Source organism: Cytobacillus sp. Bac17 (assembly GCF_024519925.1).
Taxonomy (GTDB): Bacteria; Bacillota; Bacilli; order Bacillales; family Cytobacillaceae; genus Cytobacillus; species Cytobacillus pseudoceanisediminis.
On the sequence record NZ_JALJRC010000019.1, the window covers coordinates 38,429 to 51,464 of the forward strand.

The window sequence follows — 13,036 nt, forward strand, 5'->3', positions numbered from 1 at the left end:
ATATTAGAAAAATCAAAGAATAAACCATCCTATATAGGAAAATAAACGAAAATCATTTAAAATAGGAAGTAAATTAAAGTTACAAGGGGATTAATGGAAATGGCTGACACGATTTTGCAACCAGGATTACAGCAAACTGAATTAATGAACAGAATTACTGCGATATATACATTCGCCCAGAGAAATGGGGATAGCCAGACAGCTAAAAGAGCTAAAGATCTCTTAATTAAGCTAAGAGACCAGGAATTTGCCATCGCTTTTTGCGGACATTTTTCTGCTGGAAAATCGAGCATGATTAACAAGCTTGCAGGAGAGGACCTCCTTCCGTCCTCGCCGATTCCAACCAGTGCCAACCTGGTAAAAGTCAAATCAGGTGAGGAAGATTATGCAAAAGTTATTTTTAAGGAAGGAAAGCCAAGGCTTTATCCTGCTCCGTATGATTACGGACAGGTAAAATCCTATTGCAAGGACGGCGATTCAATTCATTCCATTGAAATAAGCCATTCCGCCACCAGTTTGCCCAAGAAGGCAGTAATTATGGATACACCTGGAATCGATTCTACAGATGATGCGCATAGAATTGCTACTGAATCTGCTCTTCATTTGGCTGACCTTATTTTTTATGTTATGGATTATAACCATGTCCAGTCGGAATTAAATTTTCTTTTTACAAAAGAACTGACGGCTGCAGGAAAAGAAGTTTATCTTGTTATCAATCAAATTGATAAACATCGGGATGAAGAGCTCAGCTTTGAACAATTTAAAGAAAGCGTAAAGGAATCATTTGCATCCTGGGGAGTAAAGCCTGCGCGGATTTTTTACACCACGTTAAAAGATGAAAATCACCAGGCAAACGATTTTAAGGCACTTCAGAACTTTATTAACAGCAGCATTGATAACCGTGAAGAGCTTTTGCCCCAATCCGTTTTTAATTCTTTAAAGAAATTAACAGAGGACCATCTGGCATTTTTAGGAGACACCCATGCAGCTGAAAAAGGTAAATGGGAAGAAAAACTGGCTGAATTAGATCAGGATGAACGGGATCAGCTCGGAAACAGGCTGCAAGAGTTAGAGAATCAGTTGAATAAGCTAAAGTCTTCTATGCATGAAGCAGATATTGAGTTAACCGGAAAGATAGATGAGATTTTAAAAAACGCTTATTTAATGCCTTTCCAGACGAGGGAACTGGCTGAATCTTACCTTGAGTCGTGCCAGCCTTCGTTTAAAATTGGCCTATTTTTCAGCAAACAGAAAACGGAGCAGGAAAGGTCAGTGCGGCTTGACCGCTTCTATCAAGATTTTTCCGAAAAGGTTAAGTCTCAGCTGGAGTGGCATATAAAAGAGCTGTTTTTACAGCAGTTCAAGCAGCATAATATCCATGATTCAGAAATTCTAGCACAAGTTCAGAGCTTCAAGCTTTCCTTTGAACCAGCAGTTTTAGCCGAAACAGTAAAGTCCGGGGCCATGGTTTCAGGAGATTATGTTCTTCAGTATACGAACGACACCGCAGAGGCTGTAAAGAGAATTGCCAAAAAGAACGCAGCTTTCCTGAAAAATGCACTACTGGAAGCGCTTGAAGAAAATATCAGCCAGGATCAGACTGTACTGGTCAATGAAATCCGCAAGCTTACTGTCTATGCGGAAGCTCTTAGTGCAATTAAAGCTCTCAATGAAAAAGTTATTAAGGCATCTGCCGAGATGAAAGTCTATTTAACAGGTGACTTTGCTCAAGTTGAGTTTCAAGAGCAAGCCAAAATCCTTGCAGCAGAAGATGTCGATGAAGCTGAAGTTGTTTTCCTGCATGAAGATAAAGCTGAGAAGGAAAAGGTGCCAAAGAAATCTGGAAAATCTGCTGAGGAAGAGCAGACAGGGGAAGCCGTTCCTGCGGTTTTCGTTCAGCCTGATATTGAAAAGCTTCAATTCACCGCTAATGCAGTAAAGGATATCCCAGGTTTCAGAAAGCTTGCTGCTGATTTGGCAGATAAAGCATCAAGGCTTGAGAGCAAAGAATTCACAGTTGCCCTTTTTGGTGCATTCAGTGCAGGAAAGTCCTCCTTTGCCAATGCTTTAATCGGGAAAAAACTGCTTCCGGTTTCACCAAATCCGACGACAGCTGCAATCAACAAAATTAAGCCTGTTACGGCTGAAAATGTCCATGGAACTGTTCTTGTAAAAGTAAAGGATTCACAGACTCTCTTAAATGATATCAATCATTCATTGAAGGTCTTTGATTATTCTGCAGGAAACTTTGGCGATGCTGCTGCAGCGATTAAAAAGATCACTGGGGAAAACCAGGATTTCGATGCGAATGAAAAGACACACTTTGCATTTCTTAATGCCTTTATGAGAGGTTTTAATTTCTTCACAGATCAGCTTGGGAAAATCATAAAAGCTGATTTGGAAGAGTTTCGGGATTATGTAGCCAATGAGGAAAAATCATGCTTCGTTGAGACAATAGAGGTTTACTTTGATTGTGAACTGACAAGGCAGGGAATTACCCTGGTTGACACACCTGGGGCAGATTCGATTAATGCGAGGCATACCGGGGTCGCATTTGAATATATAAAAAACTCGGATGCAATCCTTTTTGTAACTTATTATAATCATGCCTTTTCGAAAGCCGATAGAGAATTTCTTATTCAGCTTGGAAGGGTCAAAGACACCTTCTCACTTGATAAAATGTTCTTTATCGTTAATGCCATTGACCTTGCCAATAATGAAGAAGAAAAGGATTCGGTACTGGAGTACGTTGAAGAACAGCTGGTGCAATACGGAATCCGCCGGCCGCATCTGTCTGGCATTTCAAGCCTTCAAGCTCTGGCAGAGAAGCTGGATAACAGCAAAGAGGGAGTTTCCAATATCAGTTCATTTGAAAAAAGCTTTTACTCCTTTATAAATCAAGACCTGCTGAATATTTCCATCTCATCAGCAGAAACAGAGTGGAGGCGGCTATTAGCCCAGCTGAGGTCTTACATTTCCTCCTCACAGGAAAATAAAGAAGTCAGGTTTGAAAAGCTGAAACAGCTTGAGGAAGAGCATCAGACGGTTACTGAGATTATCCGTGGACAAAAATCCGAACTGCTTTCCCAAAGGCTTGAACAGGAAACGGATGAGCTAGTCTTTTACATCAAGCAAAGAGTATTTCTGCGTTTCTTTGATTTTGTTAAGGAGGCTTTCAACCCTTCAGTCCTGAAGGATGATGGCCGGAACTTAAAGAAAATGCTTAAAATCGCTCTTGATGAATTCCTTGCAAGCTTTGGGTTTGATTTTGCCCAGGAACTTCGTGCAACAACATTAAGGCTTGAATCCTATATATCCAAGCTGATCGGCCAGCAGCAGGAGACTATTTCGAAAAAAGCCGCCAATGTGAACAGTGATTTGTCTTTTAGCTCATATGAGCCATTAAAAATGGAGAGTATTGAATTTGATTCTGCATTTTCCAATGAAGACCCGAACCAATTTAAAAAGGCTCTATCCTACTTTAAAAACCCAAAAACGTTTTTTGAAAAGAATGAACGCAAGCAGTTGGCGGATGAACTGGAGAAGAACCTGCAGGAACCTGCAGATCGTTACCTGCAAGCTGAAAGCACCAGACTAAAATTCCATTACAGCAGCCTGCTGACGGTCGAATTTGAGCGGCTGCTCAATTCGCTGATTGAACAGAACAATGAATATTATGAAGGTATTACGGCTGCTTTAAAAGATGATTTCCCGATTGAAGAGCTGAAAGAAATTGAGAGGAACATTGCACAGTACGAATAATAGGTATTGAAAGGTTGCTGCTTTTCTTATGGAAAAATGGCTTTCCGCTGCTGAAGAAAAATATAATATAGACATCCTGTTTGCATGTGAAGCAGGAAGCAGGGCCTGGGGGACAGATGATGCGGAATCAGATTATGATATCCGCTTCATCTTTAAACATAAGGACCTGAAAACATATCTTTCCCTTGAACGTGCCAAAGAGGTTATTGATTCAGATAACCCTTATGATGCGCACGGCTGGGATATTTTTAAAGCATTTGACCTTATGCAAAGATCAAATCCAAGTATATTCGAATGGGCATACTCACCCATCATCTACAAGGATAGGGATGGCTTTTCAAATAGGCTGAGGAGTATCGCGGAAAAAGAGTTCTCACGGTATAAGTTATTCCAGCATTACACCCAGCTATTTTCCCGCAATCTTGGGGAAGCGGCAAAAAAAGAGGGCTTTTCAATTAAAAAACAGAAGCTGTTAATCCAGGCGATAAGAGCCTGCCTCATTTCAAGGCAGCTGCTTCAGCAAAGCAAAATAAACGGAGATTTTTTGTATACAGGTCTCTTTTGCTTAAAGGAAGAGGATGAGATTACCCGCTTTTATCAGACCCTGGTTAATGCAAAACAACGCGGGGATCTTATTCAGGAGCATCTAGCTAATCAAATAGCTGATACACTCGAGTCAGAAAGGGAATTCCTCTATACAGCCGGTGAATCAATGCCTATAGGAAAAGGCAAAGTATCCGGACTGAATAAATGGCTTTGGGAACTGCTGAAAGTTTAATATCATTCTGAGAAGTAAAGGGAGAGCTATGGAGAAAAATTCATTTCATGCATGTGCAACCTGCGTAAACTTCCATCCTGAAAAGCGTAAAGAAGGAATGGTTTATTTTTGCAGCAGACTGGGCTATGAAACGAAACCTGACTATCAATTTAACTGCTGGACACCAAAGGAACATATAAAACGCCTGATGGAAAAGAGAAAAGGGGAGAACCTTAAATGAAGTATCAAGTAGAAAAGGAATGGGTAGTAACTAAACTGGATGATCCTAATATCCGAATTGCCGACTGCCGCTTTAAACTTGGGTCACCTGAAGAAGGGCGCAGCTTATATAATCTCAGCCATATTCCCAATGCCGTGTATTTTGATTTAGAGAAGGATCTGTCAGGCCCTGTTAGAGAACATGGGGGCAGGCACCCGCTTCCAAATCCCTCTCAATTTAAAGAAGTCCTGGAGAAGGCTGGTATCAGCAGGGATACCACAGTAATTGCCTATGATGGAGGAGAAGGGGCTTTTGCCGCAAGGTTCTGGTGGCTCCTCAGGTATTTGGGACATGATAAAGTTTATGTATTGAACGGCGGATATAAAGAATGGGCTGAAAGCGACTATCCTTTGAATAATAAGATTCAAAGCTTCGGGCCAGCTGACTTTAAAATCGATCTGCGGCCTGACATACTTGCCTCATACGAAGAAGTTAAAGAATATACCGGTAATCAGGATACTGCTGTTATTATTGACTCGAGAGAGGAAAAGAGATACCTGGGACTGGAGGAGCCAATTGATAAAAAAGCCGGCCATATCCCTGGAGCAATCAATAGAGTTTGGCTTGAAGCGTATAAAAATGGCAGGTTTAAAGAAGCAGAGGAACAGGAAAAACGGTTTGCAGACATCGATAAGAATAAACCTGTAGTTGTTTACTGCGGATCTGGGGTAACAGCAGCACCTAATTTTCTGGCATTAAAGGAAGCTGGCTTCAGTAATGTTAAATTATATGCTGGAAGCTTCAGCGATTGGATCTCTTATGACGGAAATAAAATAGAAACTGTCGAAGAATAGAGGAATCCCTTTCAAAAAAAGGGATTTTTTTACTGTTAAAATTATTATATAATTTAAAAGGTTTAATAGATTTTGAAAATGGGGTGGTTAAATGAATACTTCGGGCTACACGATAACAAAAAAACAAAGAACTGAAACAAAACAAATATTGGTAACGACTGCAATTATTCTAATATTGTCAGCAATTTTTATTCCTATATTTTTACTTTCACCATTTCAGGCACAATTTTTCAGACCTGAAGGGACCTGGGTTTTCGAAGCGCCTAAAGCCGCTTATGTTACATTTAGCATAGCTTTGGCATCGATGGGGATTTTTATCCTAGCGGGGGTTTGGCTGCACAGTGCTGAAAAATTGGGCAGGATTGCGAAATTTATTACAGGAGCCGGTTTTTTGTTTTCACTGGCTACAGTTATCCTCAGTTTTGATTATTACCACTATATTGATAAGAATGGTGTCCATTTTAATACATTATTCAGTTTGAAGGAGAAGCACTATAATTGGCCGGAAATCAAACATGCCAGGCAAACGGTCATAAACAAAATGGGTGTTATGTCTGATGATGAATTAATCTTTACCTTTAAAGATGGAACTACATATGCGTATCCATTAAATAATAATGTCCGAAATGCGCGAATCGCTACTTACTATGAACTGGAAGAACATGGAGTTGAACTAATAAGGGAAACAGAATAGGGCTGTAAAACTTTTCAAGAGAAACGGAGAGTTTCCCATGATATAATAGTTGTTATGATTATAATCGGGAGGCGGAAAAATGAACGAGAAAAAACCTTCACTGCTGCTGGTTGATGGAATGGCTCTGCTGTTCAGGGCATATTTTGCAACAGCGATGTCCGGTCAATTTATGATAAATTCAAAAGGAATACCTACAAATGGAGTTTACGGATTTGTTAAACACTTTTTAACGGCTGTTTCTTCCTTTAGCCCGACTCATGTGGCCGTTTGCTGGGATATGGGAAGCAAAACCTTCCGTACGGAAATGTTTGATGCCTATAAAGCAAACCGTCCTGAAGCTCCAATTGAACTTGTGCCTCAATTCGATCTGGTAAAAGAAGTCGTGGAAGCTTTTGATGTTCCAAATATTGGCCTTGAAGGATATGAAGCTGATGACTGCATTGGCACCATTGCAAGAAAAGCAAGCCAGGAAGCGGAAGTACTGATCCTTACTGGCGACCAGGATATCCTTCAGCTTCTGGATGATAATATTTCTGTCATTTTGCTGCAAAAAGGCTACGGCAATTATCTGGTGCATACGACAGAAACCTTTTATGAAGAAAAGGGAATAACACCGAAGCAGATGATTGATTTGAAAGCCTTCATGGGAGATACAAGTGATAATTATCCCGGAGTAAAAGGGATTGGCGAAAAAACAGCTCTGAAGCTGCTGCAGCAATTTGAGCATATTGAAGGTGTATTAGAAAACCTGGAACAGCTCACAAAAGGACAGCGTGCCAAGATCGAACAGGATCTTGAAATGCTGCACTTGAGCAGACAGCTCGCCGAAATAAAATGCGATGTACCTGTTGAATGCCCTCTAGACCTGGCGCAATTCACAATGAACCGGGAAAAGGTCATAGAGAAATTCACTGAAATTGAATTCCGCGGTCTTCATAGATTTCTTGATTTTAAAAAGGAATATGCATAATAGAGACCCCAGGCTCCTGCCTGGGGTTTTAAATTTTTTTCATGATTGCGCATCTCCAAGTAAAAGAGAAAACTGAGCGCATAAATGCAAGAAACCCGCACACACCATAATCATGCGCGCATACCGAAGAACCCCCGCGCACATCCTCGCCAAGCCAGCGCGTATAAGAAAAGCTTGCGCGTACAAACGAGAGAGCTCCGAGCACACAAGGGTCAAGCGCGCGTAAACGAAGAACCCCCGCGCACAAAAATGACAGTAACCGCTCACACAAGGATCATGCACATATAACCGAAGTAAAATGTGTACATCTCCATCAGACCCCAAATGCAGCTTTACTCTAACAAACATTAATGCCGCCAAAGGCGGCATCCAATTTATTTAGTATTCTTCTTTTTCGCTGCATTCTCCAGTTTGCTTTTAGGTTCCTCTGAAAATTCAGCATCCTGCCCGTATCCTTGAGGGTTTACACCAGGTGCTTTTATTCCTCTGTTTGTATGTCCATTTTTGCTCATGTGATTCACCTCCCCAGTCAGCAACTTCTCCATTGATAACCTTATTATTGTTAAAGTCTTCGGGTTTTAATCATGTCCATCGAGGGTACAATTTAGCAACTGATGCGGTGAGTTCTTCTTCTGCTTTGGGTTTAATTATTCCATAATTACAGGCCTATTTAGCATTTGAAGGAGGAATAATAAAAGTCTGCATACTTCACAATAAAGAAGAGGTGAATTGTTATGAACAAGGGAGTTTATATCGCTCTTTTAAGTATAGGGCTGGCACAGGGCCTAAAAATCCCCATCCATTATGTGAAAAAGGGAGAACTTCGACCTGATTTGTTTTTCCAGACAGGGGGCATGCCGAGTTCTCATTCGGCTGGTGTTTCTTCTTTAACCACTTTTATAGCTTTAAAGCGCGGAGTTCCGACGGTCGACTTTGCTTTATCACTGGTTTATGGCCTGATTGTTATGTATGATGCCCAGGGAATCAGGCGTCAAACCGGTGAGCTTACCTTAAAGGTAAATAGTCTTGGTGAGCTGGTTGATAAAATTCACAAAGATGAGACAGTTAAGTTTGAGGAGGAAGGTCCAAAGAAGCTGAAGGAAATGCTCGGCCACCAGCCTGCTGAAGTATTGGGCGGAGCTCTCCTCGGTGTATTAACCGGAACACTTGGCTACCTTCTAACTAAGAAGAAATAATTGAGCTTACAACTCCCCTGCTTCATGCAGAAAAAAGGTAGATAATTGTCGAAAAATCAGGTAAGATTTAGGAGAACGCAGGAGGGAGCAGGGGAAGAGGGTAAGTGAAATGAAGACAGTTGAAGAGTATTTGCACTTTTTGCAAAGTAAAGGATTTCAATTTCGGGAAGACGCGATTGGCTTCATTTACTTTGGCAAAAATTATACCAATGCTTCTGATGAGCTTGCCAATGCAGCAATAGAACTTACATTAAAAGCTCAGAAATCATTTGACGGCAGTTTTTACGTATCATTGCTTGAAACATTGGTTTCAAAGAATATTACCAGCAGGCGTGAAGCAATAAAATTTGTAAAAGAAAAATCAATCATTTAAAAGGCGTGTTTTTTGAGGACACGCCCTTTTTCTATTTATTAAGCTGTTTTTCTCCTAAAGATGGATAATGTTTTCTTAGCAGGAATTTCTGCAAAGACCATACCTGCAAAAATTAGCAGACAGCCAGTCAGGGCACTAAAGGAAAGTCTCTCATTCGCCCACATAAATCCTGCAGCAGCAGCAAACACAGGTTCCATGGCGAATATGAGGGCCACTCTTGTTGGGGTTGTGAATCTTTGAAAAGCAGTCTGTGCAAAAAATGCGAGCGCGGTCGCAAACAATGAAGTTACAATTAGAGCAGTCACCACATTGGTCTTAAATAATACTCCAGTTTCAAATGCCTGCTGCCAATTTTCTGTAAAAAACGCAAAAATGCCTGATAGCAAGGCCACGGTACATACTTGAATAACCGTTAATAGCAGGGCCGGGTATTTGCTGCTATATTTTCCTGTGAATATAATATGAAGGGCAAAACCAACTGCACAGATTAATACATATGCATCACCGATATTTAGCGAGACTTTATCAGTCATTGTAAGCAAATACAATCCCGCTGTTGCAATTGATACACCTATAATAGCATTGAACCCTGGCTTAATTTTTAAAAGCATAAAAGAAAAGACTGGGACCATTACTACACTTAACCCCGTAATAAAGCCAGCTTTTGAGGAAGTTGTATGAAGCAGTCCGATTGTCTGGAAAGCATAGCCTATAAATAAAAACAAGCCCATAATAATTCCAGAAATCAAAAGCTTTTTGTTTATTTTCTTTAACTGTTCTCTTTCAAAAATAACTAGCCAGCCTCCCAGCAAGAAAGCGGCCATGAAAAAGCGTACGCCATTAAAAGAAAATGGCTCAAGAAAAGCAATGGCGTTTTGTACAAGCACAAAGGTAGTTCCCCACACAAAGGCTACGAGCAATAGGCTTACATCTGCAAATATAACCGATCTATTCATTATCTCATTGACCTTTCGTTCTATTTTTGCGAATGGCAGCTCTGGCTAATTCATCCGCTCCTTTGTTTTCGGAGCTGGACACCCATTTCATAAAAAACAAATCAAATTGCCTTGTAAGCTCCAAAGCATTTTCAAGCAAGGGAGCAAATTTTTTATTTTTAACGAATTCCTTTTCAACGGCCCGGTTAACGAGCTGTGAATCCGTTCGAAAGGATACTGTTTTGTATCCCTTTTCTATACATATTTCCAGAGCATGAATAAATGCACGGTATTCGGCTTCGTGATTTTCCATATTCCCTAAAGGAATGGAATAGCGTTCAACTTGGCCATTATTTTTAATGAAAATGCCTGCCCCGCTGGGACCCGGGTTTCCGGCACTTGCTCCATCGATATACACTTCAATCAATTAAACTGCCTCCTGATTTTAACAGCATAATAGGGTAAACTAAGTGTAGTTTATCATAAAAATAAGCGATAAAGTGAAACTTCAATAAGTGGGGGGCTTTATCTCCCACTGATTGTTAGTTGAACCAATCGGGCCTTTACGGGCAGTTGGATCCCCCAGTTATCCTCCATTGATACCGCTGAGTCTTTAATTGGGGGAGCCTACTGCCCGTCAGACCGCGATAAAACAGAAAAGGATACCAAAAATGGCATCCTAATCTTTTACTGGAAAACGTTTAGCAATATAGCCAAACGGGGTATCAAGTATAGCTACTATAAATTTCAGCAAATAAGTGGTGATGAATATTTGAATCCATTCCTCCATTGGAAATACGCCGAGGAAAGCAATGCTTGTAAAAACAAGGGTATCCAATAGCTGGCTGATCATAGTGCTGCCATTATTCCTGATCCAAAATTGGCCATCCTTTGGAAATTTCTTTTTTAAATAGGTAAAAATATAAACATCCGTAAATTGACTGACTAAATAGGCAGCGAGGCTTCCAGCAGCAATCCGCGGCAGAATCGAAAAAAGAGTGCTGAGGGGCTCCTGTGCAAAATCTGTTTCATGCGGTTTAAATAATAAAACCATCTGCATGATGAGAGTCATGGACAGAAGAGTAAAGAAACCAAGCCATACAGCTTTTTTTGCTTCTTCCTTTCCGTACTTTTCATTTAGGATATCCGTAACGAGAAAAGCGGTACCGTACATAGCGTTTCCTAAAGTAGCCGTCAGGCCGAACATTTCAATGGTTTTTACGACTTGAAGATTGGCCATGACAGTAGAGAAGCCAATCCACACGAATAAACCAGTCTTTCCGAACACGCGGTACATAGTCAATACTAATGTGAAATTAATAATTGCAAAGAGAAGTCCAAACCATTCGTTAAACATCATATTCCTCCTAGTTTTGTTAATGCGGGAGTTTACGAACCGCAGGAGATATAAAATTGTCATTGACCATTATACCTTGAAATATACTCAGTTAGTAATAAACTGAGTAAAGTATAATAAGTTCAACTATTGCAAACAGTTCTAATAATGATGACCAGCTAATAAAGTACAGAAAGGCTGACCTTAATGAAATATAAATTGGAATGGAAATATAAACTTAAAGGTAATGAGGATATATTATTTACTTCAGACTGGATTGACGGTGAATCGGCCTTGCAGGCTGGAGAAGATATTGAAAAATCAGGGAAGGGCAAAGAAATAATTTACTATGATGAAGCTGGCACTTCATGGAGCACAAAGGAAATGAGAAAACTTCTAATGGAAGTGGAAGAGGATCCCCACGATATTACCGTATTTTTTGATGGGGGATTTAATAAAGAAACCTGTCAGGCTGGGCTCGGTGCAGTAATATATTTTAAACAGGGCAAAAAAAAGTACCGTGTGCGGGCAAATGAGCTATTTGATGAGATGGATAATAATAATGAAGCAGAATATGCTGCCATTTATTACACTCTCAACCTGCTCGAAGAAATGGGCGTTCATCATATGACTTGTGAATTCAAAGGTGATTCACAGGTAGTGTTGAAACAGCTTGAAGGTGAATGGCCATGTTATGAAGAAAATTTAAACCGCTGGCTTGACCGAATTGAAGAAAAGATTAAAAAGCTTGGTATTTTGCCAAGATATAGACCCATTCCGCGCAATGAAAATAAAGAAGCAGATAAATTGGCCGGTCAGGCACTGCAGGGGAAGTTTATTAACAGCAAAATGCAGATCATATAATCCGATATAAGGAAGGCGTGAATCGTTTGAGCAGGAAGGAAATTATTAATGAAGTGGAGGAGCTGATAATCAGTTACTGCAAAGACTGCTTCCTTCATAAGCATCATAAAGAGGAAAGAGGGCGCAGATATGCCCATCGATTTTGCATTACAGAGTGCACTGTAGGTGAGAAAATTAAATCAATAGGCAGCAAGCTTTCATAAATCAGGAAAAAAATAAAAGGCTGGCAGGTGCCAGCCTTTTTATCGTTATATTTGAATTATAGTTTTACAACGTTTGCAGCTTGAGGTCCGCGGTTTCCTTCAACGATTTCGAAAGAAACTTCCTGGCCTTCTTCTAAAGATTTGAAACCTTCACCTTGGATAGCAGTGAAGTGAACGAATACATCGTCTCCGCCTTCAACTTCGATGAAACCGAAACCTTTTTCATTGTTGAACCATTTTACTTTACCGTTTTGCATGTTTACTTTTCCTCCTAAGCCTGTCAAGACACATCTTGTGCCTTAGATGAATATTACCACCTAACAAAACATAGAGCAGATATTTTTATCTAATAACGGAAATATATTCTGTTAAATGATGATTATAATATACATGAATGGGCACTTTCCGTCAAGGAATTAAAACGCTTTTTTACAAAAAACAATAAAATATTTAAAATATTTCAACTTTTGTTTATTTGAGAGTGAAATGCAATGTTCACTAGTGAATTGATAACATAAATTAGAGATTTTCTCATATTAATTATTAATTATCTTGTTGGCAAAGGGTGAGGAAAATGTATCGGTTTTCCATTGAGAATCAAGATTGGATCTTGAGGTTTTCACCCAACATCCAAATAGAAGCAGAAGAGAAGCAGGCCATCATCAGCTCGATCCTGCAGCTTGGCAAGGATCTCCCTCTATACTCACATGGAGAGTCATTTCTTATTATGAATGACCAATTAGGCATCATTGTATTTAATGTTGAGAAAATTCCATCCATGATTTTGACGGTCGCAAACATTGTTACAGAAAATAAATGGTACATCCAAAAAAACCTGACAATAAAGCGCTATCTTAAAGAATGATCGGCAA

At 40.0% G+C, this 13,036-nt stretch carries 16 protein-coding genes; 11 read left to right on the plus strand and 5 right to left on the minus strand.

What is annotated here, in order from left to right:
- The first annotated feature begins 99 nt into the window (after nt 1-99).
- The 6 genes from NR125_RS19585 (at nt 100) to NR125_RS19610 (ending at nt 7,257) form a co-directional block, all read left to right on the plus strand.
- Nucleotides 100-3,762: a dynamin family protein gene (locus NR125_RS19585; RefSeq protein WP_256815932.1), complete on the plus strand. Its 3,663-nt coding sequence runs from the start codon at nt 100-102 to the stop codon at nt 3,760-3,762.
- 28 nt (nt 3,763-3,790) lie between these two features.
- On the plus strand, nt 3,791-4,540 hold the full coding sequence (locus NR125_RS19590) for a nucleotidyltransferase domain-containing protein (protein WP_251156228.1): 750 nt from the start codon (nt 3,791-3,793) through the stop codon (nt 4,538-4,540).
- A gap of 28 nt (nt 4,541-4,568) precedes the next feature.
- Complete coding sequence (locus tag NR125_RS19595; RefSeq protein ID WP_192907736.1) at nt 4,569-4,760, plus strand: hypothetical protein; 192 nt, start codon at nt 4,569-4,571, stop codon at nt 4,758-4,760.
- On the plus strand, nt 4,757-5,593 hold the full coding sequence (locus NR125_RS19600; RefSeq protein WP_256815933.1) for a sulfurtransferase: 837 nt from the start codon (nt 4,757-4,759) through the stop codon (nt 5,591-5,593). Before NR125_RS19595 ends, NR125_RS19600 begins: the two co-directional genes overlap by 4 nt.
- A gap of 304 nt (nt 5,594-5,897) precedes the next feature.
- Complete coding sequence (locus NR125_RS19605) at nt 5,898-6,287, plus strand: hypothetical protein (RefSeq protein WP_256815934.1); 390 nt, start codon at nt 5,898-5,900, stop codon at nt 6,285-6,287.
- Between the two features lie 79 nt (nt 6,288-6,366).
- Nucleotides 6,367-7,257, plus strand: a complete 891-nt coding sequence (locus NR125_RS19610; protein WP_009332663.1) for a 5'-3' exonuclease — start codon at nt 6,367-6,369, stop codon at nt 7,255-7,257.
- A 374-nt stretch (nt 7,258-7,631) separates the two neighbouring features.
- Here NR125_RS19610 and sspL read toward each other — a convergent pair whose 3' ends face one another.
- Entirely contained in the window at nt 7,632-7,769 is a 138-nt protein-coding gene (gene sspL, locus NR125_RS19615) for a small, acid-soluble spore protein L (protein ID WP_009332662.1), read from the minus strand.
- Nucleotides 7,770-7,991: 222 nt separating this feature from the next.
- On the opposite strand from sspL, the gene NR125_RS19620 reads away from it, so the two are divergent.
- On the plus strand, nt 7,992-8,453 hold the full coding sequence (locus NR125_RS19620) for a divergent PAP2 family protein (RefSeq protein WP_009332661.1): 462 nt from the start codon (nt 7,992-7,994) through the stop codon (nt 8,451-8,453).
- A 109-nt stretch (nt 8,454-8,562) separates the two neighbouring features.
- Nucleotides 8,563-8,826 carry a DUF6123 family protein gene (locus NR125_RS19625; RefSeq protein WP_009332660.1) on the plus strand — a complete coding sequence of 88 codons (264 nt, stop codon included), beginning with the start codon at nt 8,563-8,565 and terminating at the stop codon, nt 8,824-8,826.
- A gap of 38 nt (nt 8,827-8,864) precedes the next feature.
- Here the strand turns inward: NR125_RS19625 and NR125_RS19630 are convergent, their stop codons facing one another.
- From NR125_RS19630 to NR125_RS19640, 3 genes are all read right to left on the minus strand, one after another.
- Complete coding sequence (locus tag NR125_RS19630; protein WP_256815935.1) at nt 8,865-9,782, minus strand: DMT family transporter; 918 nt, start codon at nt 9,780-9,782, stop codon at nt 8,865-8,867.
- A 4-nt stretch (nt 9,783-9,786) separates the two neighbouring features.
- Nucleotides 9,787-10,188 (minus strand): reverse transcriptase-like protein, encoded by a 402-nt coding sequence (locus NR125_RS19635; RefSeq protein WP_256815936.1) that lies wholly within the window; start codon nt 10,186-10,188, stop codon nt 9,787-9,789.
- A 252-nt stretch (nt 10,189-10,440) separates the two neighbouring features.
- Nucleotides 10,441-11,118 (minus strand): queuosine precursor transporter, encoded by a 678-nt coding sequence (locus tag NR125_RS19640; RefSeq protein ID WP_009332657.1) that lies wholly within the window; start codon nt 11,116-11,118, stop codon nt 10,441-10,443.
- Between the two features lie 186 nt (nt 11,119-11,304).
- Between NR125_RS19640 and NR125_RS19645 the strand changes: the two genes are divergently transcribed.
- Nucleotides 11,305-11,961, plus strand: coding sequence for a ribonuclease H family protein (locus NR125_RS19645; protein ID WP_019379739.1), 657 nt, complete (start codon nt 11,305-11,307; stop codon nt 11,959-11,961).
- Nucleotides 11,962-11,987: 26 nt separating this feature from the next.
- Complete coding sequence (locus NR125_RS19650) at nt 11,988-12,164, plus strand: zinc-finger domain-containing protein (RefSeq protein ID WP_009332655.1); 177 nt, start codon at nt 11,988-11,990, stop codon at nt 12,162-12,164.
- Between the two features lie 56 nt (nt 12,165-12,220).
- Here the strand turns inward: NR125_RS19650 and cspD are convergent, their stop codons facing one another.
- The gene (cspD, locus tag NR125_RS19655; RefSeq protein ID WP_009332654.1) at nt 12,221-12,421 is read right to left on the minus strand and encodes a cold-shock protein CspD; all 201 of its coding nucleotides are present in this window, start codon (nt 12,419-12,421) and stop codon (nt 12,221-12,223) included.
- A gap of 317 nt (nt 12,422-12,738) precedes the next feature.
- Here cspD and NR125_RS19660 point away from each other — a divergent pair, with 317 nt between their 5' ends.
- A complete protein-coding gene (locus NR125_RS19660; RefSeq protein ID WP_009332653.1) occupies nt 12,739-13,029 on the plus strand; it encodes a hypothetical protein in 291 nt (96 codons plus the stop codon).
- Nucleotides 13,030-13,036: the final 7 nt, after the last annotated feature.